We start from the raw sequence: 25,351 nt of genomic DNA, 5'->3' as shown, positions 1-25,351 counted from the left end.
CTGCGCGCTGCGGCTCGGGGGCGGGAGATGCGTACGCGCCGTACGCGCCGCCAAGCTCAGGCTGTCAGCAGGGGTGGGTTGTCAGGCGGATGCCTGACGGGCCCGGTTGCGGGCGGCACGGCGCTTCATCGCGCGACGCTCGTCCTCGCTGAGACCACCCCAGACGCCGCTGTCCTGACCGGACTCGAGCGCCCACTGCAGGCAGCTCTCGATCACCGGGCAGCGACGGCAGACGGCCTTGGCTTCCTCGATCTGCAGCAGCGCAGGACCGGTGTTGCCGATGGGGAAGAAGAGCTCGGGGTCTTCCTCGCGGCAAACGGCGTTGTGACGCCAGTCCATGGCTGCTACCTCTCCTGGGTATGTAATGCGATTGCTTGTGAATGTGAACGCTTTCACGAATCCCCCGACAAGGGAAGGGCCGACCGCCAGGTTCCCCGGCGTTGGGTCCTTGGATTTGAAGAGGGGTTCCGGTGATCTGTGGAGGCCGGTGTTGCGGGCCGTCCCGATCGCCAAGAAGAGACTCGCAAACCTCGGCGGCGGATACAACCCCTTCCGGAAAGTTTTTTTTGATTCTTCGGTGTCGACTAGGTCACAGCCGTACTTCCATGGGGTGGATCCTGGCCTAAACGTTCGACTGAAAGGACTTTGGCCCTTTCTGCTCACACAATCACACGCAGTGCACGGCGTACGCCTGTGAACGTCACGCTGGTTCGCAGCCCCAGGTGGTCACCGTCCATCTGGAGGGGCAGCGGCACCTTCGAATGCAAGGTGAAGCGCGTCAGATCGTGCCGGGAGACCACATGCCTGCCGCGGGGTCCGCGCTCCGGGGACGAAGTGAGCAACTGGGTGCCATACCGGGCAACCGCGGCGGTGGAGAGCCGGTGCAGACCGAAGAGATCGAGCGCCGTATCGAACGAGGCCTTAGGCGACGCGTAGATCGGGCGATTGCCGAGAAACGTCCACGGCGAGGTGTTCGAGACTATGGAGAGCGCCAGATCGGTGACCGGCTCCTCGTCCGGGTGCTCGAACGCGATCACCCCGTTCCGGCGGTGCGGATCGCCGAGGAGCTGACGCACCACCTGGCGCATGTACAGCGCGTGGGTCGACTTCCTGCCGCGCTCCCGCTGCTGCTCCACCCGGCCGACCACGCCGGCGTCGAAGCCCAGCCCCGCGTTGAAGGTGAACCAGCGGGCCGGTACGGCCTCGTCGTCCGAGCCCGGCGTGCCCGAGGTCAGACCCAGGCCGACGGTGCGCTCGCGGCCCTCGCGCAGCGCGTCCAGCAGGACGCCGGTGGCCTCCACGGGCTGGTTGGGCAGGCCCAGCGCGCGGGCGAAGACATTGGTGGAGCCGCCGGGAACCACGGCGAGACCGGGCAGGTGCTCCGGGTCGGGCCCCGCGTGCAGCAGACCGTTGACGACCTCGTTGACCGTGCCGTCCCCGCCGAGGGCCACCACCAGGTCGATGTCGTCGCTCTGCGCGGCCTGCCGGCCGAGGTCGCGCGCGTGCCCGCGGTACTCGGTGGTGACCGCCTCCAGCTTCATCTCGCTGGCGAGCGCGTGGATCAGCACATCGCGCGTGCGCGCACTGGTGGTGGTTGCCGCCGGGTTGACCACGAGAAGTGCACGCATGACGTGCAGGGTACCTACTGAGCGGTACCGGGCCCAGACCGAGTCGGGGGCGGAGGGGGGAGACGGGGCGTGAACCTCGACACGGGGGACGCGCACGGCGAGGGCTACCCTTCAGGGGTGAGCAGCGAGCAGACCCCCACCACCCCGGACGCCACCGGCCCCCGCCCGCGCCGTCTGACGTACGCCGCGGCGCTGGCCGCCCTGGAGGGGCTCGCGCTGGTGGCCGGCGGCGTGTGGATGTCGGTCCTCGCCCTCACCGGCGAACCGGACGACCGTCAGCAGGCGATCACCGGCGGGGTGACGCTGATCGTGCTCGCGCTGCTCCCGCTGCTCGCCGCGCGGGGGCTGTTCGCCCGGCGGAGCTGGAGCCGCGGCCCCGCCGTCATCACGCAGATCATCGCGCTGCCGGTGGCCTACAACCTGCTGCGTTCCGACAGCGTGGCCATCCCCGCCGGAATCGCGCTCGCCGTCGTGGCCGTCACCGCGCTCGTCCTGCTGGTCAACCCCGAGACGACCCAGGCCCTCGGCATCCGGGGGCCCGGGAACGCCGAGAAGTAGCGCCCGCCCCCGGACCTCGCCGGGATCGCGGGGTGCGGCGCGCCCCCTCCCGGAGAGGGACCCCAGCGGCGTTGTCGCCGGCTGCCGGCTGCCGACTCCCGCACGCTCGACCGCTTCCCCCTCGGCTTCGCTCGAGCGGGAGGGGCCCATTGTTCGGGGGACCCCCGTCGCGTCGACGCCTTCCTCCGCCTTGCAGCCGCACGCTCGACCGCTCCCCACCCCCGGCTTCGCTCGAGCGGGCGGTAGCCCCGTGCGCGGGAGGGAGTCCCGTGGCCACCGTTCGGCCCGGCCGCGAGGCGCCGTCACCTGGGGGTGGCCTGGTCCGGAAGACAGGTTCCGGCGCCCCGGCGCCTGTGTCGGGTCACTCCTCCACGAGCAGCTTCTCCCGGAGCTGGGCCAGGGTGCGGGCCAGCAGCCGGGAGACGTGCATCTGCGAGATGCCGACCTCCTGCGCGATCTGCGACTGGGTCATGTTGCCGAAGAAGCGCAGCAGCAGGATCCGCTTCTCGCGCGGCGGCAGGTCCTCAAGGAGCGGCTTGAGCGACTCCCGGTACTCCACGCCCTCCAGCGCCTCGTCCTCGGCGCCGAGGGTGTCGGCGACCGCCGGGGACTCGTCGTCGGTGTCGGGGACGTCCAGGGACAGCGTGGAGTACGCGTTCGCGGACTCCAGGCCCTCCAGGACCTCCTCCTCGGAGATGGCCAGCTTCTCGGCCAGCTCGTGCACCGTGGGGGAGCGGCCGTGGAGCTGGGACAGCTCCGCCGTGGCCGTGGTGAGCGCCAGCCGCAGCTCCTGCAGCCGGCGCGGCACGCGCACCGCCCAGCCCTTGTCGCGGAAGTGCCGCTTGATCTCGCCGACGACCGTCGGGGTCGCGTACGTCGAGAACTCCACGCCCCGGTCGGGGTCGAAGCGGTCGACCGACTTGATCAGCCCGATGGTGGCGACCTGGGTGAGGTCGTCCAGCGGCTCACCGCGGTTGCGGAAGCGGCGCGCGAGGTGCTCGACGAGCGGCAGATGCATGCGCACCAGGCGGTTGCGCAGCTCCGCGTACTCGGGAGTGCCGTCCTGCAGCGCGCGCAGCTCGAGGAACATGGCGCGCGCCCCGCTGCGGTCCTGCGGGTTGTGGTGCGCGTGCCCGCCCTGGGCGCCCGGAGCGCCGGGGGCGCTCCGCGCGCCCCGGGCGGCGGGCGCCCGCGGCGCCTCGTCCTCGGCGTGTCGCTCGTGCTCGCTCATCGTCCCGCCCGTCGCCCTTCCCCGAGCGCTCGCCTCGTCCCCCGCTGCCGGCCTGGCCCTGGCGGGGGCGCCCCCCTGGCCCGGAGCGACCCCGGCCGGGGTCGTGCCCCGCGCGGCACCGCCGGACTGCCCGCCGTCCGGGGCGACGGTCTCCGCGGAGTCGTCCTCCGGATGCGGCCGGGCCTGCTCGGGGATGCCGTCGATGCCGTCCGGCACGCGCTCGGCCGGCAGCTCCCGTGTGCCGCGTTCTTCGTCCCGCACCGGCCCGTCCTCGCTCCTCACGCCGGCCCGGGTCCCGCGCCGCGCTGTTTGTAGAGGCTGATCGACACGGTCTTGTCCTCGTCCACGGCGGAGGAGACCTTGCCCGCGAGCGCGGACAGGACGGTCCAGGCGAAGGTGTCCCGCGAAGGGGCGTGACCGTCCGTGGTCGGCGCCGAGACGGTCACCTCGAGCGAGTCGTCGACGAGCCGGAAGACACAGCTGAGCACCGACCCCGGCACGGCCTGCTGGAGCAGGATCGCGCAGGCCTCGTCGACCGCGATGCGCAGGTCCTCGATCTCGTCGAGGGTGAAGTCCAAACGGGCCGCGAGGCCGGCCGTGGCCGTACGCAGCACCGACAGGTAGGCCCCCGCGGCCGGCAGCCGGACTTCCACGAAGTCCTGGGTCGCGGGCTCGCCTGCGATCTGGGACACCCTCACCTCCAAGGTGGTACAAGCGTTTAAGGGCCTGTTTCGCCCCCGGGTAACGCGCTACGTGGTTCAGCGGTGACGCTATCGCGCTCTCGACGGTCCTGTCCCCGGGACCCCGACCCGTGTGCTGTCACTCATAGTAAAACTATGAATACGCTCCGTGGCTAGGGGTCTGCGGCTCCCAAATGGGAAGAGCGCGCGCCGCATTGACGTACCCAGACGTCAGACGGTCGAACCGTCCGGCACCGGGGTCACTCCGGGTCACACCAGCACGTGGTCCACGAAGCACCAGCGCCAGTCCTCGCCGGGCTCGTGGGTCCGCATCACGGGGTGGCCGGTTTCCCTGTGGTGTTCCGTGGCGTGCCGGTTCGGCGAGGAGTCGCAGCACCCGACGTGGCCGCAGGTGAGGCAGAGGCGCAGCTGCACCGGATCAGTGCCGTCCCGCAGGCACTCCGGACACGTCTCACCGAGCGGGACGGGTTCCGGGTGCGGCAGCGCGTCGGCGTGCGTGCACTGTTTCATGATTGCCAGATTACGACGCCCGCGCGGGGAGCCGCGCGGAAAAACGAGGGTGGGCCGGACATGGATGTGATGCCGCTGCTGTTGCTGGTGGCGGGCAGCGCCGCGATCGCCGCGGCCGCCCGGCGCACCCCGGTGCCGCCACCGCTGCTGCTGGTCGCCGCCGGACTGGCGGTCAGCTACCTCCCCGGCGTGCCCGAGTACACGCTCGACCCGCACATCGTCCTGCCGCTCATCCTGCCCCCGCTGCTGCACACGGCGGCCACCGACAGCTCCTACCTCGACCTGCGGGCGCAACTGCGGCCGGTGGCGCTGCTGTCGGTGGGGTACGTGCTGTTCGCGACGTTCGCCGTCGGCTGGGTCCTGTACCTGATGGTGCCGGGCCTGCCGCTGACCGCGGCGCTGGTGTTCGGCGCCGTGGTGGCCCCGCCGGACGCGGTCGCGGCGACGGCGGTGGCGCGCCGGGTGGGCCTGCCGTCCCGGATCACCACCATCCTCCAGGGCGAGTCCCTGTTCAACGACGCCACCGCGATCACCGCGTTCCGGGTGGCGGTGGCGGCCGCGGTCGGCGAGGGCGCGACCTGGGCCGGGGGAGTCGTGGAGTTCCTGGTCGCCGCGATCGGCGGGGTGGCGGTCGGCCTGGTGCTCATGGCACCGCTGCACTGGCTGCGCACGCACGTGAAGGAGGCGCTGCTGCAGAACACGCTCTCCCTGCTGATCCCGTTCGTCGCGTACGCCGCCGCCGAGCAGGTGCACGCCTCCGGAGTCATCGCCGTGGTGGTCGTCGCCCTCTACCTGGGGCACCGCGCGTGGGAGGTCGACTTCGCCACCCGCCTCCAGGAGGACGCGGTGTGGAAGATGGTCGCGTTCGTCCTGGAGTCCGCGGTGTTCGCGCTGATCGGACTGCAGCTGCCCGTCGTCCTGAGAGGACTCGGCGAGTACGAGGGCGTCGACGCCGCCTGGTACGCGGTCGCCGTCTTCGTGGTGGTCGTCGTGATCCGGTTCCTCTGGGTGTACCCGGCGACCTGGCTGCCGCCGATGCTCTCGGCGAAGATCAGGGAGCGCGAGGGGAGACCCGGCTGGAAGGCGCCGTTCGTCATCGCCTGGGCCGGAATGCGGGGCGTGGTATCGCTGGCCATCGCCTTCTCCATCCCGGTCGCCGCCGAGGGCGAGGACTTCCCGCAGCGCAACCTGCTGCTCTTCCTGACCTTCACCACCGTCATCGGCACCCTGGTCGTGCAGGGGCTGACGCTGCCCCCGCTGATCCGGGTGCTCAAACTCCCCGGACGCGACGCGCAGGCCGAGACCCTGGCCGAGGCCAACGCCCAGGCGCAGGCCTCCCGGATCGCCGAGCAGCGCCTGGACGAGCTCCTCGCCGACGAGCGCAACGCCCTTCCCGCACCGCTCGCCGAACGCCTGCGCACCGTCCTGGAGCGCCGCCGCAACGCCGTCTGGGAACGGCTCGGGCAGGTCAACCCGGTCACCGGGGAGTCGGTGGACGACACCTACCGGCGGCTGTCCCGGGAGATGATCAGCGCGGAACGCGAGGTGTTCGTCCGCCTGCGCGACGGCCGCCACATCGACGACGAGATGCTGCGCACGCTGCTGCGCCGGCTGGACCTGGAGGAGGCGGCGGCGTTCCGGGAGACGACCTAGCCGCCTGAAGCCTGTCCGGCGGTTCAAGCCGGAGGGGACCGGTGGTGTCGTCTTGCGGCCCGGGTGAGCGGGGCCCGGCACGCCGCGGACGGGCGCGCCGGATCCCGCGTCTCCGGCATGATCCGCCGGACGGTCCTAGGGGAAGGGCCGTCCGGTGACCACCGCGGCGACCGTGCTCCCGCGCGGGAACGCGTTCTCCTCCGCCAGGGCGACAAGGGCGTAAAGCAACTTGGCGACATAGAGACGTTCGACCGGGATGCCGTGGCGGTGCTCGAAGTCCTCGGCGAACGCGTCGAGTTCCGGGGTGACGCGGGCGTAACCGCCGAAGTGGAAGCGGTCGTCCAGGCTCCAGTCGCCGCGCGGGCCGCCGAACGCCTCGCCCTGCAGGGCCCGTATGTCATCGGCCAGGAAGCCGCCCTTGAGCACGGGTATGCCCAGTGCGCGCGTCCCGCCGCCGAGCCCGGCGGCCAGTCCGGCCAGCGTGCCGCCGGTGCCGCAGGCCACCGCCGCCACGTCCGCCCGGCCGGCCAGCTCCTCCCCGAGCGCCCGGCAGCCGCGCACGGCGGCGGGGTTGCTGCCGCCCTCGGGCACGACGTACGCGCCCTCGGCGCCCGCCGCGCGGAGCAAGGCCGCCAGGGTCTCCGGTTCGGTCTTGCGGCGGTACGCCGACCGGTCGACGAAGTGCAGCCGCATCCCGTCGGCCGCGCACCGGGCCAGCGAGGGATTGAGCGGGCGGCCGGCGAGTTCCTGCCCGCGCACCACGCCGACCGTGCGCAGGCCGAGCAGCCGGCCGGCGGCGGCCGTGGCGCGCAGATGGTTGGAGTACGCGCCGCCGAAGGTGAGCACGGTCCGTCCGGCCGCCTCGTCGAGGTTCGGCGCGAGCTTGCGCCACTTGTTGCCGACCAGTTCGGGGTGGATCAGATCGTCCCGCTTCAGCAGGAGCCGTACTCCGTGCCGCTCGAACCGCTGGTCCGTGACCTCCCGCAGCGGGGAGGGCAGCCGTGGGCGCAGGCCCGCGAGGGCGTCGCGGGGGTCGGGGGTGTCGGAGCCGGTCACCGGGCCATTGTCGCCTGCGGCTCCTCGCGGCTCCGGCGGCGCTTGCCGTGGCGGTCCCGGAACATGTCGATCAGGGAGGGGCCGCCCCACAGGCACCACAGCGCGATCACCGGGTCGCATATCGCGCAGCCCAGGGACGACGTGTGGGCGAACGGGATGATGGGGTTGCCCTTGATGTGGTGGACGACGTCCCACGCGGTGTGCAGCAGCCAGCCGACGCCGATGAACGTCCAGGACTCCAGGCCGCGGAACGCGACATAGGTGACCAGCGCCGTGAAGGCGAACTCCCAGCCGCCCAGCCCGCCCCCGCTGAGGTAGGCGGCGCCCGCACCGGCGACCATGAGGGCGTTCAGGTGCCTCCGGTGCGGTTCACGGACGAGGGACATCAGCAGGGCGTAGAGGACACCGATGCCGACCGGGGCGACGTACTGCATGGCGAGGCCTTTTCCTGGGACCGTCAGGGACGTTCACCACGCTAGGAGCGGGTCGCCACGGGTCCCAGGGGAGCGAGCGACAGGTTCCCACGGGTTGTCGCCAGCCAGGCCGTGCGCCGTGCGCCGTCGCGCCCGTGCGCCCGCGCGTCACTTCAGCCGGTCGCCGATCCGTTTCCTCATCGAGCCCATCGTGAACCCGCGCGGGTCCACTTTCCCCGGCTGCCACTCCCTGTGCCCGATCACCGACCGTTCGTTCCAGCCGTGATGACGGCACACGGCGGCCGCGGCCCTCTCGATGGCCTCCAGCTGGGCCGCCGGCCAGGGGTCCTCGCCGTCGCCGAGGTTCTCGCACTCGAAGCCGTAGAAGTGCCGGTTGCCGTCGGTGTTCGCCTCGTTGTCCTTCGGCAGCGCCCTCTCGGCGATCACCGCGCGGAGCACTTCGTCGTCGCCGAGCCCGGCGTGGTTGGCCCTGCCGTAGCCGACGAGGTGGACCCGGCCGTCCTTGGTGATGACGCCGTGGCACAGGGGTCCGGGCAGACCCTCGTAGCCCTTGCGGCAGATGTCGACCGTGCGGGCGCTGCCCCGGGTCACGGTGTGGTGGATCATCACGCCGTGCACCGGGCCCCACGGGCCCTTGTGGTTGCGGTTGTGGTCGCGCCAGTCGCCGACCTCGACGACCGTGAGACCTTCCGCCTTCAGAGCGCGCAGGAACGCGCTCGCGGACATGGGTGGGGCCATGACCGCCCTCCTTCGTGCCGGACGGCGGCCGCCCTTCGCAACCGCTCGCTACCGGGCCTATACCTAAAAGGAGCGAGTTCAACTACTCGTCAGTCTCCTGTGCGAGCCGATCCGGACAATTTCCTTCCGGTCCGGCACCGTCGAACGGATGCCCATGTCTGCCCAGTCCCCCCAAGATCCAATCCCGCTCGATCGGGTAATGGTGCGCGCACGCTGGGTGAGGAAGGCTTGATCGCGCAATGCCACGCCCGGCGCGGCCGGGTGCGGGATCACCATTGGGGAGGGCAATTCTCTATGTCGGTAGGCGAAGAGGTCCGCACGGAGCAGGCCAGGCAGCAGCAGAGCCTCGGTACGGCGGCCGCGCGGAACCTGGCCACCACGACCAAGTCCGTGCCGCAGATGCAGGAGATCAGCTCGCGCTGGCTGCTGCGCATGCTGCCCTGGGCCGACGTGCAGGGCGGTACATACCGTGTCAACCGGCGGCTGACGTACGCCGTGGGTGATGGCCGGATCACGTTCGTGAAGACCGGCGACCGCGTCGAGATCATCCCCGCGGAGCTGGGCGAGCTTCCGGCGCTGCGGTCGTACGAGGACGAGGAGGTGCTGACCGAGCTGGCCTCCCGCTGCCGGCAGCGGGAGATCGGGGCCGGTCAGGTCATCGCCTCCTTCGGCAGTCCGGCCGACGAGGTGTACCTGCTGGCGCACGGCAGGGTGGAGCGGGTCGGCACCGGCCCCTACGGCGACGACGAGTCCCTCGGAGTCCTCGCCGACGGCGCCTACTTCGGCGAACAGGCGCTGCTGGGCGAGGACGCCATCTGGGAGTACACCGCCCGCACCCTCACCGCCTGCACGGTGCTCGTGCTGCCGCGCGAGGCCGTCGAACAGGTCGCCGAGCGGTCGGACACCCTGCGCGAACACCTCAGCCGGCGGCTCACGCTCCCCGGGCAGCGCACCAACAAGTACGGCGAGAAGGAGATCGACCTCTCGGCCGGCCACAGCGGGGAGCCGGACATCCCGCACACCTTCGTCGACTACGAGGCCAGGCCGCGCGAGTACGAACTCAGCGTCGCCCAGACCGTGCTGCGCATCCACACCCGCGTGGCCGACCTCTACAACCAGCCCATGAACCAGACGGAACAGCAGATCCGGCTGACCGTCGAGGCACTGAAGGAGCGCCAGGAGCACGAACTCGTCAACAATCACGACTTCGGCCTGCTCCACAACTGCGAGTACGACCAGCGGATCCAGCCCCACAACGGGGTGCCGAGCCCCGACGACATGGACGAACTGCTCAGCAGGCGGCGCGGGACCAGGCTGCTGCTCGCCCACCCGCGCGCGATCGCCGCGTTCGGCCGCGAGCTCAACAAGCGGGGACTCGTCCCCGAGACCATCGACATGAGCGGCAACCGCATCCCCACCTGGCGGGGGGTGCCGATCTTCCCGTGCAACAAGATCCCGGTGACCGAGGCCCGGACGACCTCCATCATCGCCCTGCGTACCGGTGAGGAGGAGCAGGGCGTCATCGGACTGCGGGCCGCCGGCATCCCCGACGAGATCGAGCCGAGTCTGTCCGTGCGGTTCATGGGCATCAACGAACAGGCCATCATCAAGTACCTGGTCACGGCCTACTACTCGGCCGCGGTCCTGGTACCGGACGCGCTCGGCGTCCTGGAGAACGTCGAGATCGGCCGTTGGTGACGGCCTGCCGCCGGCTCCCGCCCAGCACGCCGTGTCCCCGCCCGTCCGGGCGGGTACACCTCGGAGGTACGCGCTCGACGGGGGCGGAAGCGCCACACCTCCGCTCCTTCACCGAGCCGGTCCCAGGGGGAAGTCGATGACGGAGTCCATCACGGAGCCGAAGACGGGGCTCACGGCGGAGAGCACGGCCGAGATGCCGACGGTGCCGGAGCAGCGGCCCGGTGACGGGCACGAGGCGACGATGCTGCTGGAGCGGGCGCGGGCCGCGGTCGACCCGGTGCTGCGGGCCGCCCTCGGCTCGCTGCCCGGCCCGATGCGCCGCGTCGCGCTCTACCACTTCGGCTGGGAACAGGCGGACGGCACCCCGGCCGGGGGCGGTTCGGGCAAGGCGATCCGCCCCGCCCTGGTGCTCGCCGCGGCCTCCGCCCTGGGCGGGCCCGTGGCCCGGGCGTCCGCCGTACGGGCGGCTGCCGCGGTGGAACTGGTCCACAACTTCACGCTGCTGCACGACGACGTGATGGACCGAGACACCACCCGTCGCCACCGGCCCACCGCCTGGACGGTGTTCGGGGACGCCGACGCGATCCTCGCCGGGGACGCCCTCCAGGCGCTCGCCCTGCGGCTGCTCGCCGAGGATCCCCATCCGGCGGCCTCGGCTGCGGCGGCCCGGCTCGCGGACTGCGTGGTCGAGCTGTGCGCGGGGCAGCACGCCGACACGGCCATGGAGCAGCGGGGCCCCGGCGAGGTCACCCTCGCCGAGACGCTCGCCATGGCCGAGGCCAAGACCGGCGCCCTGCTCGGCTGCGCCTGTGCGATCGGGGCGCTGTACGCGGACGCCCAGGACGCGGACGTGGCGGCGCTGGACGGGTTCGGCCGGGAGGCGGGACTGGCCTTCCAGCTCATCGACGACGTGATCGGCATATGGGGCGATCCGCGCCGCACCGGCAAACCGGCCGGCGCGGATCTGACCGCCCGCAAGAAGTCGTTGCCGGTGGTCGCCGCGCTCACCTCCGGCACCCCGGAGGCCGCCGAACTCGCCGCCGCGTACGCGACCCCGCACCACGAGGAGGAGGACCTGGAGGAGATCGCGCTGGCCGTGGAGCGGGCGGGCGGCCGGGACTGGGCACAGACCCAGGCGGCCGACCGGATGGCCCGGGCGATGCAGGAAGTGGCCCGCGCGGTGCCCGATCCGGAGGCGGCGGGCGGGCTGCTGGCCCTGGCCGAGTTCGTGACGCGGCGCACCACCTGACGGCCCGCCGGCCGTCTCCCCGGCCCCGGAGCCACGGTGCCGTGCGGCTCCTGACCCCGCACGGCACCGTGGTCCCGGCCCGGCGGGTCCCGCACTTCCCCACGATGTGCGGGGCCCGCCCTTCCCACGCCCGTCCCGCACTAGGCTCAACCTCCGTACGTTCAACGACGGTTGAGGCGAAGGGGCGGACATGGGCGTGGCGATCCGGACGGCTGGGGACGGAGACCGGGAGCTGATCGTCCGGCTCCTGGACGAGGCGTTCCAGGACGACCCGGTCAGTGGCTGGGTCTTCCCCGGCGACGAGTACCGCCGTACGACGCACCACAGGCTCATGGCGGCCTTCACCGACGTCGTGCTCGCCGAGGGGCGTGTCGACCTCACCGAGGACGGCTCGGCGTGCGCGCTGTGGATGTCCGTACCGGCGGACGACCCCGGGCACGGCGAGGAGCAGCCGGACGACGACGGTTTCGCGCGGATGCGTCGGGCCGTCGACCCGGACAACGAGCGGGTGGAGCTGATCGGCCGGCTCACCGCGGGCATCCACCCCTCGGGACGGGCCCACGCGTACCTGTGGATGATCGGCGTGGCACCCGGCCGCCAGGGCGAGGGGCTCGGCACCGCCTTGATCGGCTCCGTCCTCGACCGCTGCGACCGGGAGGGGCTGGCGGCTTACCTGGAGGCGAGCAGCGAGCGCAGTGTCCGGCTGTACCGGCGCCTCGGCTTCGAGCCGGCCGGTGAGCCCCTGGCCCTTCCGGACGGCCCGTACATGTGGCCCATGTGGCGCGAACCCCGCACCACCGGCTGACGGACCGGCTGGTCCGGGGCCGGGGAGCCGGCGGTCGGCGGGTCCGGGACCCCGAAAGGGACGTTCGGCCCTGGCCGCCGGCGCGCGTCAGGACTTCACTGGCTCGCGGGTGGCGCCCGCCGGCCGTACCGAGGGATCCGGCGGGTGTCGGACGACGAGGCCGGCGGGGATGTGACGATGACGACGACGGGCGACGGCACGACAGGCGACGACGGCACGACGGGCGGGAACATCGCGGTGGTGGGGCACGCCGACCTGACCCCGGACACGCTCCTGCTGGTGGAGTCCGCGTTGCGGGCCCGGCTGGCGCGGCGGCCCGCCCCGGCCGTGGCCATGGTGCGCACCGGCGCGGGAACGCCACTGGCGTCCGGCCGGGCCGCGCGGGCGTCGGGGTGCCCGCTGGCCGTGGTGCTCCCCACGCGTATCGGGGTGCCCGCCCTGCCGCCCCGGCGGGACCGGATGGCGGCCGGCGAACTGCTGACCCTCGCCGACGAGGTGCGTCTGCTGACCTATGACCCGGTGGACCGCGACTCCTGTATCGGCGCGGACGAACGGCTCGTCGCCTCCAGCGGTCTCCTCCTGGCCGTCTGGGACGGTTCCCCGTCCAACGGCCGCGACGCCACCGCCCACCTGGTGACCTACGCCCGCGCCCGGGGCGTCCCCGTGGAGATCGTGTGGCCCGCGGGGGCCGCCCGGGAGGCACCGTCAGCCCTCCGTGCGGAGGGCTGACGACGGCGACAGGGACCATTGGCCCCCGCCCGGAGGCCCTCACAGGGACCCTTCGACCCATGTGGACCCCTCTCCCCGCCGCCGATCATGGGCGCGCGAAACAGCCTGGGGAGGAAGACGTCCGGTGGACGAGATACGCATGGAGAAGGTCGAAGCCGTGGAGGACGGACGGCCCCGTCCGGTGCCGCCGCCCGAAGGGACCGCCGCCGGGACACCCGCGGTGCGCCGGACCGCGTGGGTGGACTGGCTGACCACCACCGACCACAAGAAGATCGGCACGCTGTACCTGGTCAGCGCGTTCGTGTTCTTCATCGTCGGCGGGGTCATGGCGCTGATGATGCGCGCGGAACTCGCCCGGCCGGGCCTGCAGATCATGTCGAACGAGCAGTTCAACCAGGCGTTCACGATGCACGGCTCGATCATGCTGCTGATGTTCGCGATGCCGCTGTTCACCGGCTTCGCCAACTGGATCATGCCGCTGCAGATCGGCGCGCCCGACGTGGCGTTCCCCCGGCTGAACATGCTGGCCTTCTGGCTGTTCCTGTTCGGCTCCTCGATCGCCGCCGCCGGTTTCCTCACCCCGGGAGGAGCCGCCGACTTCGGCTGGTTCCTGTACGCCCCGCTGTCGAACGCGGTCTACTCACCGGGCATCGGCGCCGACCTGTGGATCATGGGCGTGGCCCTCTCCGGCTTCGGCTCGATCCTGGGCGCGGTCAACTTCATCACCACGATCATCTGCATGCGCGCGCCGGGCATGACGATGTTCCGCATGCCGATCTTCACCTGGAACGTGCTGCTGACGGCGCTGCTGGTGCTGATCGTGTTCCCGGTGCTGGCGGCGGCGCTGTTCGCGCTGGAGTGCGACCGGAAGTTCGGCAGCCACATCTTCGACTCGGCCAACGGCGGGGCGCTGCTGTGGCAGCACCTGTTCTGGTTCTTCGGCCACCCAGAGGTGTACATCCTGGCGCTGCCGTTCTTCGGCATCATCTCCGAGGTGATCCCGGTCTTCTCCCGCAAGCCGATGTTCGGCTACATGGGTCTGATCGGCGCGACGATCGCGATCGCGGGCCTGTCGGTGACGGTGTGGGCGCACCACATGTACGTCACGGGCGGTGTACTGCTGCCGTTCTTCGCCTTCATGACGATGCTGATCGCGGTGCCCACGGGCGTGAAGTTCTTCAACTGGATCGGCACCATGTGGAAGGGGTCGCTCAGCTTCGAGACCCCGATGCTGTGGACGCTGGGCTTCCTGATCACCTTCCTCTTCGGCGGTCTGACCGGCGTCATCCTGGCCTCGCCCCCGCTGGACTTCCACGTCTCCGACACCTACTTCGTCGTCGCGCACTTCCACTACACCGTCTTCGGCACGGTCGTGTACGCGATGTTCGCCGGCTTCCACTTCTGGTGGCCGAAGTTCACCGGCAAGATGCTCGACGAACGCCTGGGCAAGATCACCTTCTGGACCCTCACGGCCGGTTTCCACCTGACCTTCCTGGTCCAGCACTGGCTGGGCGTCGAGGGCATGCCCCGCCGCTACGCCGACTACCTCGCCGCCGACGGCTTCACCGCCCTGAACACCCTGTCCTCCATCGGTTCGTTCCTGCTCGGCCTGTCGATCCTGCCGTTCTTCTACAACATCTGGAAGACGGCCAAGTACGGCGAGCCGGTCGGCGTCGACGACCCCTGGGGCTACAGCCGCTCCCTGGAATGGGCGACCTCCTGCCCGCCCCCGCGGCACAACTTCACCACCCTGCCCAAGATCCGCAGCGAGTCCCCGGCGTTCGACCTGCACCACCCCGAGATCGCCGCGCTCGAATCGGCGAGGTGAGCCGTGTCGCAGCCCGTACTGGCGCTGGGGTGCGCGGTGGTGACGGCCGCCGGATCGGTCTGGTACCTGCCGGCCCTCGCCGACCTGCGCGCCGGAGCCGCCGACCGGCCGCTGTCCCGCCGTACGGCGGCGCTCGCCTGCCTGACCGGCTGGGGCACCCTCGGGGCGATCGCCTTGGTGCTGCTCGTGGCCACGGCGTGGTGGGTGCCGGCGGGGGTGGCGGTCGTGGGTGGTACGGCCGCCGCCGCGCTGTGGACCGATGCCGCCGTGCGGCGCGCCGGTGAGCAGCGGGAGGCGGCCCGGCAGTGGGCGCAGTTGCCGCACGTCCCGCTGCCCGCCGATGCCCACCGCCACCGCGGAGCGGTCGCCGCCCTGGCCGTCGCCGGTCCGGTCGCGGGAGCGGCGGCCGTGGTCGTCCTCGGTGTGATCGTCACGGTCCCGGCCCTGGTCGTGGGCCTCTTCCTGGTGATCGCCGTACGGCACACCCGTATGGTCCGCCGCACGACGGCGAACCACGGGCACCCCAGGTCCTAGACGTCCGGGCCGTCCATATGCGGAACCCTCCCACCCACTTGCCCCTGGTCCGGCGAATCTCCTTGCATCACTACAACTGAAGTACTACAACTGGAGTTGTCAGGACGAGGCAGCCAACGGAAAGAGGCCGCGTTGCGAAAGCTCACGTACTACATCGCCTGCTCCATCGACGGCTTCATCGGGGACCCGGAGGGCGACGCGTCGGCGATGTACCCCTTCGTCGACGAGGAGTTCCTCGCCTTCCTCGTGGCGGAGTACCCGGAGACCATCTGGACCGCCGGCCGCCGGCAGATGAACATCGACGACCTGCCGAACAAGCGGTTCGACACGATCATCCAGGGCCGGGGCAGCTACGACCTGGCCCTGAAGGAGGGCACCACCAGCCCCTACTCCCATCTGCGCGAATACGTCGCCTCCCGCACGCTGGGGGAGTCGCCCGACCCCAACGTCGAGATCATCGCGGACGACCTGGTCGGCCGGGTGCGCGCGCTGAAGGCGGAGGACGGCGCGTACGACATCTACCTGTGCGGCGGGGCCAAGCTCGCCGGCGAACTGGCCGACGAGATCGACGAGCTGATCATCAAGACGTACCCCATCGTGCAGGGCTCCGGCATGCCGATGTTCGACTCCGGCTTCGCGATCACGCAGTTCGCGCTGGAGTCGGTGCGCTCGTTCGGCAACGGTGTGCTGGTGCGGACGTACAGCAGGAAGCGCTGAACCCGCTCCGGGCCTACCCTGGGGGCATGGACAGCGAACAACCCGTCTGTCCCGTCTGCGGACAGCCGGTGGAGACGGTGGTCCGGCGCCACAAGACGCTGGGCGCGTGGGTCCCGGTGTGGACGCACGGCCCGTGCCGCAACCCGAGGTGCCGGGAATCCCGCTCCCACGAGGCAGAAGCGGGGGAAGCCCGGGAGGAAGCCGTGAACCAGGCACCCACCAAGCGCTAGCGTTGCGGCATGGGCGTGGTGTGGCGGTGGGGCGTGGGCGTCTGGTCGGCCGTCGTCCGCCCCCTCACCACCGACTGGTCCGACCGGCGGGCCGGTCCGCCCGTCTCCGGGTCACGGCCGGTCAGACAGTACGTACCGCCCGCCGGGTCCCTCATCACCGTCCAGTGGCCGAACGTGCCCACGCACACCGCGCCCAGCTCCTCGTGCCGCGCCCGGGTCGCCCCGATGTCGGCGCAGGCGAGGTCCAGATGGGCGGAGACCGGCCGTTCCTCCTCCAGTCGCTGGAGCAGGACGCGCACGGGCAGCCCGGCCGGCGGCCTGACCACACGGAACTCCGGGAGCGAACCGGGCACCGCATCCCAGCCGGGCAACAGCCCGCTCCAGAAGGCGACTTCCGTGTCGTAGGCGGACGGCGGGAGATCGAGGCACACCTGGTCCAGACGGCTGCCGTGCACGACGGGCGGCCGTACCGACTCCCCGTGCCAGGGCACCGCGCAGAACAACTGCCCCGCGGGTGACCGCAGTACGGCCCACCCCTCGTGCTCGCCGACCGTCTCCGCGCCCAGCCGCGACGCGTGCGCCACGAACTCCGGTACGTCGTCCACGGAGAAGTCGAGATGGGCGCCGCCCCCGCCCGAGACGGTTCCCTGAAGCTTGACGCAGGCGTCGGCGCCGTCCGCCAGCAGGGTCGCGAACTCCCCGTCCTCCCCGCGGACTTCGGACAGCCGTGTGCCCGTGACCGCCGTCCAGAACTCGGCGGCCGGGCCGGCCTGGAGGGCGGGTCGGTCGATGAAGGCGTACGTCCAGCGGATGCTCATCGCCCGATCGTAGGGCGCTGCGCCACTACCCGGGCCCGGGCCGTTCCATGAACCGCAGCATGTTCCCCGCCGGGTCACGGAACGCGCAGTCACGCACCCCGTACGGCTGGTCCACCGGTTCCTGGAGCACATCCACCCCGGCGGCGCGGACGCGCTCGAAGAGGGCGTCGCAGTCGGCGGTGGTGAAGTTGACCCCGCGCAGCATGCCCTTGGCCAACAGTTCGGCCATCGCCTGCTTGTCACCGGGGGAGGCGTCCGGGTTCGCGGCGGGCGGCTCCAGCACGATCTCCACGTCCGGCTGCTCCGGCGAGGCGACCGTCACCCAGCGCATCCCCTCGAACCCCACGTCGTTGCGGACCTCGAGACCGAGCACGTCACGGTAGAAGACCAGCGCCTTGTCGTGGTCGTCGACGGCGATGAAGCACTGGGCGAGCCGTACGTCGTTTCCTGTGTCCATGCGTCCACGTTAAAAGGTTTCGCTCGGATCGACCCGCGCCCGGCCCCGGACCGGCCGGGTGTACATCCGCGCCACGCACGGCGGAATGACCGCGCTCTCCTCGTGCGACCGGGCCCGGTACGCGCTCGGCGTCTCCCCGACCAGCTCGGTGAACCGCGAGCTGAACGACCCGAGCGAGGTGCAGCCGACCGCGAGGCACACCTCCGTCACCGTGAGATCGCCCCGCCGCAGCAACGCCTTGGCACGCTCGATGCGCCGGGTCATGAGATAGGCGTACGGCGTCTGCCCGTACGCCTCGCGGAAGCTGCGCTGGAAGTGCCCGGCCGACATCAGCGCGGTCCGCGCCAGCTCCGGGACGTCGAGCGGCTCGGCGTACTCCCGGTCCATCCGGTCCCGGGCCCGCCGCAGCCGCACCAGATCCTCCAGCTCCATCCGCCCAGCATCCCACGCCCCGCGGCGGCCGTCCCGCGTACGCCGATCGCCGGTCGTCGCGCGAGGCGGGCCGGCAGCGCTGTCTCATCGGGCCGGCAGGGGAGGCATCTCCCGCTCGATCAGGGGTTTGAGCAGGTTGAGCGCCGCGCCGCGTGTGGGCGCGAGGGGACTCGGGACCCCCCGGAGGGGTATGGCACCGCTCTCGACGATGCCGCGGAGAACGGTGGCCACCTCGGCGTCGTCGGTTCCGGCCAGGGCGGCCGCAAGGCGCAGAGCGTCCGTCCGCGGCCCCGTGGCCCAGCGCTCCGCCAAGTGCCGGATGCGTGTACTCGACGCGCTGTGCCGGGTTGCCGCCGCGAGGGCGGCGAGGGTGAACTGTACGGCTTCGTCCTCGTCGTCCCAGCGGCCCAGAAGGTACGGTGCCGCGGCTTCGACCGCATGGCGGGCGGCGAGTTCGTCCGCTGTCTCCTCCAGCGGAAGGCCCAGGGCGACCCTGCGGTCGGCCCCGGAAGCAGCCAGGCGCTGCCCGATGGTGGCCGCTTCGAACAGGAACGTGGTGAAGACGGCTCGATGCGCGGGACGGATGTCCTCGTGGCCCGCGAGACCGGCCAGCAAGGGAATCTCGTCGGCAGTGTGCGGGTAGCAGGTGCCCTGATGCATGACCGAGTTGGCCAATTCGAAGATGACTTCGCGATCGTCGGAGAAGCTGTCGGCCTCGTTAGTGAGCCACCAGGCAGTTCCGTCAGGCAGCTTGCCCTGCTGAGCTTCCTGATCACGGGCAACTTGCCGCGCACACTCAAGCACGGGTGGGAATGGACGTTCGGCGGTGGTGCACTGAAGCGGCGTGGCCGGAGCTGGTTCCTCCACCGGTGGAGGGAAGCTTGAGATCACGTCGCGCCGAATGCGATGGGCGTGCTTCTGGTCGAGTTCATGGACCAGCCCCCGGTGGTCGAATCTGGGCAGCATGGTCTCTCGGTTGGCCAGGGACCCGCCGTTCCGGAAACCGCCGTGCGCCCTGCCGATGGCCTCGACCACTGCCCGCTCGCAGTCGTGCTGGTGGAACTCCGAGGCCCGGTCGGGAGCTTCCTCGTCCACGAGGCCGTCGACGCTCCACCAGCCCTCCAGCTCGGGCCGGGAGAACTCGGGCTTGCCGAACAGGTGGTTCCCGGGGTCCAGGTGCGGAAGGTACACCGGGCGCACGGTCACCCACCGGTGTCCACGTCGCGTCAGTGCCGAGGCCACCGAGCGGGCGTCCGCTTCGCTGGGAGCGGCGACGGAGTAGTGGACCACCATCTCGGATGCCGGCCAGGAGACCGGCTCGTCGACGCCAGGACGTGAGGTGAGTTCGTTCGGCATGCGGCGAAGCATAGGCAGCGGGTCGGACAACGGGTCGCGGACGAGGCCGGCGCTGTGACCGCGTCGGTTCACCGGTTCGGTGGCCGCGGCGGTCGGATGCGCGCCGGTGTCTCCCGAGTCCCTTCCGAATGATTCCGGAAAGCCGAACGGCCCGGCCGGGGTGTCCGGGCGGGCCGTTCCGACCTGCGGTGGAGGCAGGTGTGAAGCCTCGGAAGGTCAGGCCTTCTTCGTCTCCTAGTAATGGGTCAGGTCGGTGACCTGCGGGGATCTTCCCCGTGGGCCGCTGACCTGGCCTTTTGCTGTTGGCTGGCGATGGGGTGCGACGGTCCTAACCGGGTTTCCTGCGGACTGTGTGCGGACTGGCACGTGGTCGACAAGAGGAGGAGATGAGGAAGTAGGCGCCAGTGGTGGTGCGAGGATGTCAAATCAACTGCTGAGCCCCCGTGCCTCGATGGCATCCAGCGCTTTGCGGACGGTGGTGACCCAGGCGTGGTCCTGCCCGACCCGTTCTTCCAAGGTGGCCAGGACCGCCGCGTACGCCTCTCTGGCCTTCACCAGCGGCAGCAAGCCCAGATCGTTACGGCACTGGGCGAGGCGGAAGCGGGTCATCAACGTCTCCTCGTGGTTGGCGCCGAGCGCGGTGACCTCTCCCGCCAGGGCCTGCTCGTACCAGTGCAGCGCCTCGGTCCGATCTCCGTGCGCGTGCAGCGTTCGGGCCAGGCAGTAGGCCGCCTTTCGGGCGTAGGAGTCGGCGGTTCCCAGGATGTCTATGTATGCCTTTGCGATCTCCCGCAGCTCATCCTGTGCCTCCCCATAGCGTTCCAGAGCCTCCAGCGTGTGGGCCAGGCAGTGGCGCTCGGACAGCACCTGCGAGTCCCGAGCGTCCACGGTGAGTAGTCGGTCCGCCAGCACGGCGCGGATCTCCTGCTCGGCCTCGGCCGGGCGGTCGCAGTGCCGGAGCATGTCGCCCCGTAGGTGTCGGAGCCCGAGCGCCTCCGGGAGGGTGGGAGAACGCCTGTCCCCACTGCCGTCGAACCAGGGCAGCGACGCATCGAGCAGAACAATGGCGTCCCGACGACGGTCCTGGTGGGCGAGGTTGCCACACAGGCACTGGAGCATGCTCCAGTACAGCGTGTGCGTCATGCCCTCGGCTCCATAACCCTCTAGGTCGGTCAGCACCGAGCGGTACTCGGCTTCGGCCTCGGCCCACCGCTCGGCGGAGTCCAGTGCGTGCGCCAGCTGGTGTCGGTGGTGTAGCGGCAGAAAGCGGTGGTCCCCCGGCGAGCGGCTGTCGAGGTTCTCGGCCAGTGCCCGGTACTCGGCGAGCGACCCCTCTTCCCCGTGGCCTCGTACCATCATGCGCTGGGCGACGGTGGCGTGGGTGAGAAGCGTGTAGGGGTCGTCGGAGCCTAGTTCCCGGCGGCGGGCTTCCAGGACAGCGCGCAGTTCCGCCTCCTCCTCGGCATCGGTGATCCGGCCATGCTTGTGACGGGCGAGGGCGACGTTGTAGCGGGTGATCAGCGTCTCGGGATGGTCCGGACCCTGGTCCGCTAGCTGGCGGGCCAGAACGTCCTCGTACTCACGCAGTTTCTCCTCGCCGTCGAGCAGGCTAAGGGTGGCGCGGTGACGGACCGACAGCCGCACCGGGTGGTCTTCGGGGAGGATGGCGGCTCGGCGGAGCAAGAGGCGGGCGAGTGTCGCGTCCATGCCTGATGCCGGGAGGTCGGAGAAGTTGAAGAAGGCGTAGGCGGCGAGCCCGGCCCGCAACAGAGGCAACAGCAGTGCGTCGTCTCCTGCCCCGGCGCTCCCTTCCGGTGCGGCGTCCAGGGCGGCAGTGACATGGGGGGCCAGCAGACGCCACCAGGGCCAGTTGGCCGGCTGCTCGGGGGCGTGGGCCGCGCCCTGCGCGAGGAGTCGGGCCGCAGCATGCCACACTGCCAGACGCTCTTCAGGCGGGTCGTCGGCGAGCCGTAGAGCGTTCACCTCCCTCACCAGCCGGTGGCTGACGAGACACGGGAACGGTTCAGCCTTGTCGGTCAGACCGTTCGGCCCGATGTCGACGACGTCGATCAGGTTCAGGTCGACCAGGGCCTCCAGAGCACGGTCGATCCGGTCCACCTGCTCTGCATCCGCTCTGGGCGGGCATGGCAGGACATCGGGGTCCAGCAGGTCGACGGGGAACGGAGCCGCGGCGCAGCAGGACAGCATCCGCATAAGCGTGCGAGCCTCCGGTAGTTGCTGTTCCTCCAGCAGGTTCAGGGACAACTCCCAGGTGCGGCCGATCAGACGGCGATGCGCGCGTTCGGCGTCGGACTCCTCGGGCCGCCAATGTCCGCCCTGGTCGAGCAGTCCGGCGCCGACCTCGCCGAGCGCGTCGGCGTAGGCCGCGAAGCTCCGTAGCCGACCGCTAGGTCGGCGGCCCCGGTTACGCAGGAGCCCGGCGCCGCGCGCCGCGCGGGCAAGGTGGGAGCCGGCAAGCCTGAGTGCCAGAGGCAGTCCGTCGAGTCGTTCGGCGAGTGCCAGTGCCTCCGTCGGACCACCGGCCTCCCCGGCGAGGTCCAGCAGGACATCCCGCCCGTCGGCGGGGCTAAGGACGCCGACCCGGTGGGTGTCGGCTTCCCGGCCCCAGACGTCGGGGTTGCCGACCCGGGTGGTGACCACCGTCAGGCCGGAGAGGCTTGAGCGCAGCCAGCCAGTCCCGTCGCCGGGCGTGCCACCTGGCGCGGCGAGCCACGCGGGTTCGTCGGCGTTGTCCAGCACCAGCAGCCACGGGTGTTCGGCGCGGTCGAGCAGGCCCCACACTAGATCGGTGGCGCTGGTGCGCCCAGACCAGGCCGCGTCGATGTCCCCGTCGTCGGCGCCCAGCTCGCGAGCCACCTCTCGCATACCGGTGACGAGCCCTTCCGGGGTAGCCGCAGACAGCCAGAAGACACGGTATCCGCGATCCCGGGCTTGACGAGCCAGATGCAGCGCCACAGCGGTCTTGCCGCAGCCACCGAGGCCGCACAGGACCTGCGGCCGGCTCTCGCCCTCGGCCAGCCTGGTCTCCAGTTGGGCCAACAACGCATCGCGGCCCCGCAGACGAGGCGGCAGCTCGCCGTAGGGCGGGCGAATGGAGAACGTTCCGGGGCCTGCCAAAGCGGGGGGCTCGTCCGCCTCAAGGGGCGTCTCGGTTGAGGGCTCAGAGCCGTCGGCGCGTGCGGCCCGCTTCTCCGCGTTCACCGCCTGCTGGGCGGTTTCTCGGGCTGCAGCCCAGTCGCGGTCGGGGGTGACGTCACAGCCGCGGAGCAGGGCGGCGAGCTTCTCCCAGGTGGGGACCCGTCGTGCGGTCAGCGCGTCGGAGACGGTGCTGCGGCCCACGCCGCTGCCGACAGCCAGTTCGCGTACTCCCGAGTACCCCGCCCCTCGCGCTACCTCTTGGAGCCGACGCGCCAACTGCCGTGCCTCGCTGGGCGCGTTGTCGTCGATCTGTCCAAAGCCCGCTGCCACTGGACCCCTCCCCGCGGTCACTGGTTAGACCTGAGCTTAGGCAATGTCCGACCGGACATCCGCAGGACAGCGGACACCGAACATTCCCGCAGGCACGCACCGTGCTACTCGCCAGCTGTCCGGCGGCTGTCCGACAGCTCTTCAGGACGATTCCACACCCGCCTAAACCAGGGGGGACAGCGGCGTTCGACGCCGCGTCACCGAGAGGCAGGAGAACAGGAATGGTCACGGACTTGGTCATGGCGGCGGCGGAGTTCGTACAAGCACACGACAGCGGGCTGCAGCTGGGACTCACCTCGCTCAGGCTGGCCGTTGAGGTCGCACGGGGCGTCCGGCGGGTGATGCGGCGGCGCGGCGGAAGGATGGAAGCCGCCGCTGAGGACACCACCCGGAGGGGAAGGCGAGCTGGACGTCGAGCTGTTGGGCGGAGGGGCGGACGACTCACCGGAACGTGTTGTCCCACATGTCGTCGCCGACGGTGTGGACATACGGGCTCCTCGAGGTAGGTGGGAGCCGGTCCATCAGGCCATGCGCTTCATCTCGATGGCGAGGGCTCCGAGGGCTTCCTTATCGGGCCCGTAGATGGTGCGGATGTTGGCGAGCTGCTGGTCGCGGGTGGCGGTCGGGTTGACGTTGGACGGGCCCTCGCCGTCGAGGAGGGCCTCGAAGTCGGGGTACTCGGTGACTCGGAGGACTTCGACGTCGCAGGTCTCGTTGGTGTCCTTGATGCGGAAGCGGATGGTGTCGCCGGCGGCGAGGTCGGCGAGGTGCGGGTACTTGACCCGCACCTCGATGGTCTTGGCGCCCGCGGCGACGAGCTCGAAGTACTGGCGGTAGAGGTTGAGCTCGCGGACGCGGGCGGTGCGGTCGGTCATCGGGAAGGAACGCTCCTGGGGGACGGTGCGGTGATCAGGCGGCCGATCTCGGCGGCCGAGTACGAGCGGAAGAAGTGGCGGGGGTCGGAGAGCAGGGTCTCGGTCATGGCGAGCAGTTGGTCGGCGTACTCGGTGACGGTGCCGGGCCACTGCCGGGTATCGAGCATCCAAGGGGCGGCGCCCTCGGGCAAGGGGGCACGGCCTTCTCGTATGAGGGATTTCGACAGCTTGGCGCCGGTGTCGGTGACGACCTGGGGGCAGAACAGCCGGGCCGGCAGCTGGGCGCGGGTGAGGCCCACCGCCTGGAGGGCTTCGTCGACGAGGTGGGAGCCGAAGACCCAGTCACCGCCCTTGACCATGACATGCAGGGTGCCCTGGGGGCTGGTCACGGCGAGTTCCTTGACCAGGTTGCGGTAGAGGGTGGCCAGGTCGAGGTAGCCGCCGGCGGTGGGCGTGATCGTGACCTCGTACGGCCCGTGGCGGAGGCACGTCGCGGAGACCACCGCTGACTCGGGCTCGGCGAGGCGGACTCGGGTGCGTTCGGCGTGCTTTTCCGTCCAGCCGCACCCGGGGTGCGGGCAGGGGATGCGGAGGTGCGGGGTGCCGGTGGAGGGGGCGAGCCACCAGCGGGCGGCGTCGATGCGGGGGAGGAGCCGGAGCCACGTGCGGCGGTAGTGCTCGCCGGCCTGCTGCTGGGTGTACGTCTCGATGCGGTGCGGGATGCCCAGGCGCCTGGACAGGGCCGTGAAGAAGGGCTGGTAGAGGGCGGTGACGAGGTCGTGCAGGGCCTGCTCGCCGAGGGCCTGGGCGTAGGCGCGTTGGTAGCGGTGTCCGTTGGCGGGGTCGGTCGCCAGCTCGTGCGGGGCGTTGTCGAGGGCGCTGAAGAGGACCTCGGTGGGGAGGCCGAAGCGGTCGCGCAGTCGGGCCGCCATGGCGAAGGCCAGGGACTGCACGAGCGAGGTGCCGATGTGCGGGGCGCCGTTGATCTGGGTGCCGACGACCAGCACGATCCGCTCGGGCGGGGCAGCCAGGATGCGCGGGGTCAGGACGTCCTCGGCGTGGTGGAGGGCGTTGGCCAGGACGGTGTTCGGCGAGACGGGGTGCGTCGTCACGAGGTGTCTCCCTGGGGGCCGGTGGTGTGGGGCGGCAGGGGAGCGGCCCCGTTCTTGGCACGGTCGAATGCGGCCCAGACGCACTTTCCGGGGCCCGTCCGCTCCTTTACGCCCCAGCTGTCGGCGGTCGCGGCGACGATCAGCAGACCGCGGCCGTCGACGGTGGACTCCTCGGGAACGCGCTTCGTCGGCCTCTTCTCGCCGCTGTCGTGGACCTCGATCCGCAGCTCCGCGTCAAGGGACTCGACGCGTACGAGGACCAGTCGACCCACGGGCGCCCCGTGCAGCACGGCGTTGGTGACGAGTTCCGAGGTGCACACCCGCATGTCGTCGAGGTGGCTCGTCTCACTCCATTCGGTCAGCGTGGCGGCGACGAAGTCGCGAGCAGTACGCGGCGTGGTCCGGCGGCGGGGGAAGAGCATGGTGCGGTGCCGGCCCGTGCCCGGAAGGCGGTCCGGGGCGGCGTCGGTCGCCTGGTTGGTGAGTCTGCTTGCCATGGTCAACAGCAAAGCG

At 71.1% G+C, this 25,351-nt stretch carries 26 protein-coding genes; 10 read left to right on the top strand and 16 right to left on the bottom strand.

Going from position 1 to position 25,351, the window contains the following annotated elements; all coding sequences use genetic code 11:
• Positions 1 to 81 precede the first annotated feature (81 nt).
• A complete protein-coding gene (locus ACZ62B_RS04850; RefSeq protein ID WP_030219886.1) occupies positions 82 to 339 on the bottom strand; it encodes a WhiB family transcriptional regulator in 258 nt (85 codons plus the stop codon).
• Positions 340 to 659: 320 nt separating this feature from the next.
• Positions 660 to 1,628 carry a diacylglycerol/lipid kinase family protein gene (locus ACZ62B_RS04845; RefSeq protein ID WP_469689298.1) on the bottom strand — a complete coding sequence of 323 codons (969 nt, stop codon included), beginning with the start codon at positions 1,626 to 1,628 and terminating at the stop codon, positions 660 to 662.
• Positions 1,629 to 1,745: 117 nt separating this feature from the next.
• Between ACZ62B_RS04845 and ACZ62B_RS04840 the strand changes: the two genes are divergently transcribed.
• Positions 1,746 to 2,186, top strand: a complete 441-nt coding sequence (locus tag ACZ62B_RS04840; RefSeq protein WP_344569146.1) for a hypothetical protein — start codon at positions 1,746 to 1,748, stop codon at positions 2,184 to 2,186.
• 361 nt (positions 2,187 to 2,547) lie between these two features.
• Here the strand turns inward: ACZ62B_RS04840 and ACZ62B_RS04835 are convergent, their stop codons facing one another.
• From ACZ62B_RS04835 to ACZ62B_RS04825, 3 genes are all read right to left on the bottom strand, one after another.
• The gene (locus ACZ62B_RS04835; RefSeq protein ID WP_468880065.1) at positions 2,548 to 3,678 is read right to left on the bottom strand and encodes an RNA polymerase sigma factor SigF; all 1,131 of its coding nucleotides are present in this window, start codon (positions 3,676 to 3,678) and stop codon (positions 2,548 to 2,550) included.
• A gap of 17 nt (positions 3,679 to 3,695) precedes the next feature.
• Positions 3,696 to 4,109, bottom strand: coding sequence for an ATP-binding protein (locus ACZ62B_RS04830; protein WP_004925829.1), 414 nt, complete (start codon positions 4,107 to 4,109; stop codon positions 3,696 to 3,698).
• Between the two features lie 258 nt (positions 4,110 to 4,367).
• Positions 4,368 to 4,628 (bottom strand): UBP-type zinc finger domain-containing protein, encoded by a 261-nt coding sequence (locus ACZ62B_RS04825; RefSeq protein WP_030219872.1) that lies wholly within the window; start codon positions 4,626 to 4,628, stop codon positions 4,368 to 4,370.
• 60 nt (positions 4,629 to 4,688) lie between these two features.
• Here ACZ62B_RS04825 and ACZ62B_RS04820 point away from each other — a divergent pair, with 60 nt between their 5' ends.
• Positions 4,689 to 6,281: a Na+/H+ antiporter gene (locus tag ACZ62B_RS04820; RefSeq protein WP_344568983.1), complete on the top strand. Its 1,593-nt coding sequence runs from the start codon at positions 4,689 to 4,691 to the stop codon at positions 6,279 to 6,281.
• A gap of 135 nt (positions 6,282 to 6,416) precedes the next feature.
• Here the strand turns inward: ACZ62B_RS04820 and ACZ62B_RS04815 are convergent, their stop codons facing one another.
• From ACZ62B_RS04815 to ACZ62B_RS04805, 3 genes are all read right to left on the bottom strand, one after another.
• On the bottom strand, positions 6,417 to 7,337 hold the full coding sequence (locus tag ACZ62B_RS04815) for a 1-aminocyclopropane-1-carboxylate deaminase/D-cysteine desulfhydrase (protein WP_468880062.1): 921 nt from the start codon (positions 7,335 to 7,337) through the stop codon (positions 6,417 to 6,419).
• Positions 7,334 to 7,771, bottom strand: a complete 438-nt coding sequence (locus tag ACZ62B_RS04810) for a DUF6010 family protein (RefSeq protein WP_344568978.1) — start codon at positions 7,769 to 7,771, stop codon at positions 7,334 to 7,336. The genes ACZ62B_RS04815 and ACZ62B_RS04810 overlap by 4 nt, the downstream gene beginning before the upstream one ends.
• Positions 7,772 to 7,918: 147 nt before the next feature.
• A complete protein-coding gene (locus ACZ62B_RS04805; protein WP_344569144.1) occupies positions 7,919 to 8,497 on the bottom strand; it encodes an N-acetylmuramoyl-L-alanine amidase in 579 nt (192 codons plus the stop codon).
• Between the two features lie 306 nt (positions 8,498 to 8,803).
• Here ACZ62B_RS04805 and ACZ62B_RS04800 point away from each other — a divergent pair, with 306 nt between their 5' ends.
• The 8 genes from ACZ62B_RS04800 to ACZ62B_RS04765 all read left to right on the top strand — a co-directional run bounded on the left by ACZ62B_RS04800 (position 8,804) and on the right by ACZ62B_RS04765 (position 16,299).
• Positions 8,804 to 10,207 (top strand): family 2B encapsulin nanocompartment shell protein, encoded by a 1,404-nt coding sequence (locus ACZ62B_RS04800; protein WP_344568976.1) that lies wholly within the window; start codon positions 8,804 to 8,806, stop codon positions 10,205 to 10,207.
• A 193-nt stretch (positions 10,208 to 10,400) separates the two neighbouring features.
• Positions 10,401 to 11,456 carry a family 2 encapsulin nanocompartment cargo protein polyprenyl transferase gene (locus tag ACZ62B_RS04795; protein ID WP_344569142.1) on the top strand — a complete coding sequence of 352 codons (1,056 nt, stop codon included), beginning with the start codon at positions 10,401 to 10,403 and terminating at the stop codon, positions 11,454 to 11,456.
• A gap of 190 nt (positions 11,457 to 11,646) precedes the next feature.
• Entirely contained in the window at positions 11,647 to 12,261 is a 615-nt protein-coding gene (locus tag ACZ62B_RS04790; protein WP_125504277.1) for a GNAT family N-acetyltransferase, read from the top strand.
• A 177-nt stretch (positions 12,262 to 12,438) separates the two neighbouring features.
• Positions 12,439 to 12,990: a hypothetical protein gene (locus ACZ62B_RS04785; RefSeq protein ID WP_125510052.1), complete on the top strand. Its 552-nt coding sequence runs from the start codon at positions 12,439 to 12,441 to the stop codon at positions 12,988 to 12,990.
• A 124-nt stretch (positions 12,991 to 13,114) separates the two neighbouring features.
• A complete protein-coding gene (gene ctaD, locus ACZ62B_RS04780) occupies positions 13,115 to 14,818 on the top strand; it encodes an aa3-type cytochrome oxidase subunit I (protein WP_125504276.1) in 1,704 nt (567 codons plus the stop codon).
• Between the two features lie 3 nt (positions 14,819 to 14,821).
• Positions 14,822 to 15,352: a hypothetical protein gene (locus tag ACZ62B_RS04775; protein ID WP_344568972.1), complete on the top strand. Its 531-nt coding sequence runs from the start codon at positions 14,822 to 14,824 to the stop codon at positions 15,350 to 15,352.
• Between the two features lie 132 nt (positions 15,353 to 15,484).
• Entirely contained in the window at positions 15,485 to 16,069 is a 585-nt protein-coding gene (locus ACZ62B_RS04770; RefSeq protein WP_125504274.1) for a dihydrofolate reductase family protein, read from the top strand.
• Between the two features lie 26 nt (positions 16,070 to 16,095).
• Positions 16,096 to 16,299 carry a hypothetical protein gene (locus tag ACZ62B_RS04765; protein ID WP_468719322.1) on the top strand — a complete coding sequence of 68 codons (204 nt, stop codon included), beginning with the start codon at positions 16,096 to 16,098 and terminating at the stop codon, positions 16,297 to 16,299.
• Here the strand turns inward: ACZ62B_RS04765 and ACZ62B_RS04760 are convergent.
• From ACZ62B_RS04760 to ACZ62B_RS04725, 8 genes are all read right to left on the bottom strand, one after another.
• Entirely contained in the window at positions 16,296 to 17,117 is an 822-nt protein-coding gene (locus ACZ62B_RS04760) for a VOC family protein (RefSeq protein ID WP_344568968.1), read from the bottom strand. The genes ACZ62B_RS04765 and ACZ62B_RS04760 overlap by 4 nt on opposite strands.
• Positions 17,118 to 17,142: 25 nt before the next feature.
• A complete protein-coding gene (locus ACZ62B_RS04755; RefSeq protein ID WP_344568966.1) occupies positions 17,143 to 17,574 on the bottom strand; it encodes a VOC family protein in 432 nt (143 codons plus the stop codon).
• Between the two features lie 9 nt (positions 17,575 to 17,583).
• The gene (locus tag ACZ62B_RS04750; RefSeq protein WP_344568964.1) at positions 17,584 to 18,006 is read right to left on the bottom strand and encodes a helix-turn-helix transcriptional regulator; all 423 of its coding nucleotides are present in this window, start codon (positions 18,004 to 18,006) and stop codon (positions 17,584 to 17,586) included.
• An 84-nt stretch (positions 18,007 to 18,090) separates the two neighbouring features.
• Positions 18,091 to 19,362, bottom strand: a complete 1,272-nt coding sequence (locus ACZ62B_RS04745) for a hypothetical protein (RefSeq protein ID WP_469689297.1) — start codon at positions 19,360 to 19,362, stop codon at positions 18,091 to 18,093.
• A 426-nt stretch (positions 19,363 to 19,788) separates the two neighbouring features.
• Positions 19,789 to 22,722: an AAA family ATPase gene (locus tag ACZ62B_RS04740; protein ID WP_469689296.1), complete on the bottom strand. Its 2,934-nt coding sequence runs from the start codon at positions 22,720 to 22,722 to the stop codon at positions 19,789 to 19,791.
• Between the two features lie 650 nt (positions 22,723 to 23,372).
• Entirely contained in the window at positions 23,373 to 23,726 is a 354-nt protein-coding gene (locus tag ACZ62B_RS04735; protein WP_469689295.1) for an ASCH domain-containing protein, read from the bottom strand.
• Complete coding sequence (locus tag ACZ62B_RS04730) at positions 23,723 to 24,838, bottom strand: hypothetical protein (RefSeq protein ID WP_469689294.1); 1,116 nt, start codon at positions 24,836 to 24,838, stop codon at positions 23,723 to 23,725. The genes ACZ62B_RS04735 and ACZ62B_RS04730 overlap by 4 nt, the downstream gene beginning before the upstream one ends.
• Positions 24,835 to 25,335: an ATP-binding protein gene (locus ACZ62B_RS04725; protein ID WP_469689293.1), complete on the bottom strand. Its 501-nt coding sequence runs from the start codon at positions 25,333 to 25,335 to the stop codon at positions 24,835 to 24,837. Before ACZ62B_RS04725 ends, ACZ62B_RS04730 begins: the two co-directional genes overlap by 4 nt.
• Positions 25,336 to 25,351 lie beyond the last annotated feature (16 nt).

Source organism: Streptomyces sp. NPDC053426 (assembly GCF_055585405.1).
The sequence above is the reverse complement of the archived record's forward strand: the minus strand, read 5'-3'. Positions and strand labels throughout refer to the sequence as shown.

Bases quoted from the DNA above. Each gene is read 5' to 3' on its own strand.
- ACZ62B_RS04850 (WP_030219886.1), bottom strand. From the start codon at position 339: ATGGACTGGCGTCACAACGCCGTTTGCCGCGAGGAAGACCCCGAGCTC.
- ACZ62B_RS04795 (WP_344569142.1), top strand. From the start codon at position 10,401: ATGCCGACGGTGCCGGAGCAGCGGCCCGGTGACGGGCACGAGGCGACG.
- ACZ62B_RS04820 (WP_344568983.1), top strand. From the start codon at position 4,689: ATGGATGTGATGCCGCTGCTGTTGCTGGTGGCGGGCAGCGCCGCGATC.
- ACZ62B_RS04805 (WP_344569144.1), bottom strand. From the start codon at position 8,497: ATGTCCGCGAGCGCGTTCCTGCGCGCTCTGAAGGCGGAAGGTCTCACG.
- ACZ62B_RS04745 (WP_469689297.1), bottom strand. From the start codon at position 19,362: ATGCCGAACGAACTCACCTCACGTCCTGGCGTCGACGAGCCGGTCTCC.
- ACZ62B_RS04735 (WP_469689295.1), bottom strand. From the start codon at position 23,726: ATGACCGACCGCACCGCCCGCGTCCGCGAGCTCAACCTCTACCGCCAG.
- ACZ62B_RS04750 (WP_344568964.1), bottom strand. From the start codon at position 18,006: ATGGAGCTGGAGGATCTGGTGCGGCTGCGGCGGGCCCGGGACCGGATG.
- ACZ62B_RS04790 (WP_125504277.1), top strand. From the start codon at position 11,647: ATGGGCGTGGCGATCCGGACGGCTGGGGACGGAGACCGGGAGCTGATC.
- ACZ62B_RS04760 (WP_344568968.1), bottom strand. From the start codon at position 17,117: ATGAGCATCCGCTGGACGTACGCCTTCATCGACCGACCCGCCCTCCAG.
- ACZ62B_RS04765 (WP_468719322.1), top strand. From the start codon at position 16,096: ATGGACAGCGAACAACCCGTCTGTCCCGTCTGCGGACAGCCGGTGGAG.
- ACZ62B_RS04785 (WP_125510052.1), top strand. From the start codon at position 12,439: ATGACGACGACGGGCGACGGCACGACAGGCGACGACGGCACGACGGGC.
- ACZ62B_RS04800 (WP_344568976.1), top strand. From the start codon at position 8,804: ATGTCGGTAGGCGAAGAGGTCCGCACGGAGCAGGCCAGGCAGCAGCAG.
- ACZ62B_RS04725 (WP_469689293.1), bottom strand. From the start codon at position 25,335: ATGGCAAGCAGACTCACCAACCAGGCGACCGACGCCGCCCCGGACCGC.
- ACZ62B_RS04810 (WP_344568978.1), bottom strand. From the start codon at position 7,771: ATGCAGTACGTCGCCCCGGTCGGCATCGGTGTCCTCTACGCCCTGCTG.
- ACZ62B_RS04825 (WP_030219872.1), bottom strand. From the start codon at position 4,628: ATGAAACAGTGCACGCACGCCGACGCGCTGCCGCACCCGGAACCCGTC.
- ACZ62B_RS04845 (WP_469689298.1), bottom strand. From the start codon at position 1,628: ATGCGTGCACTTCTCGTGGTCAACCCGGCGGCAACCACCACCAGTGCG.
- ACZ62B_RS04755 (WP_344568966.1), bottom strand. From the start codon at position 17,574: ATGGACACAGGAAACGACGTACGGCTCGCCCAGTGCTTCATCGCCGTC.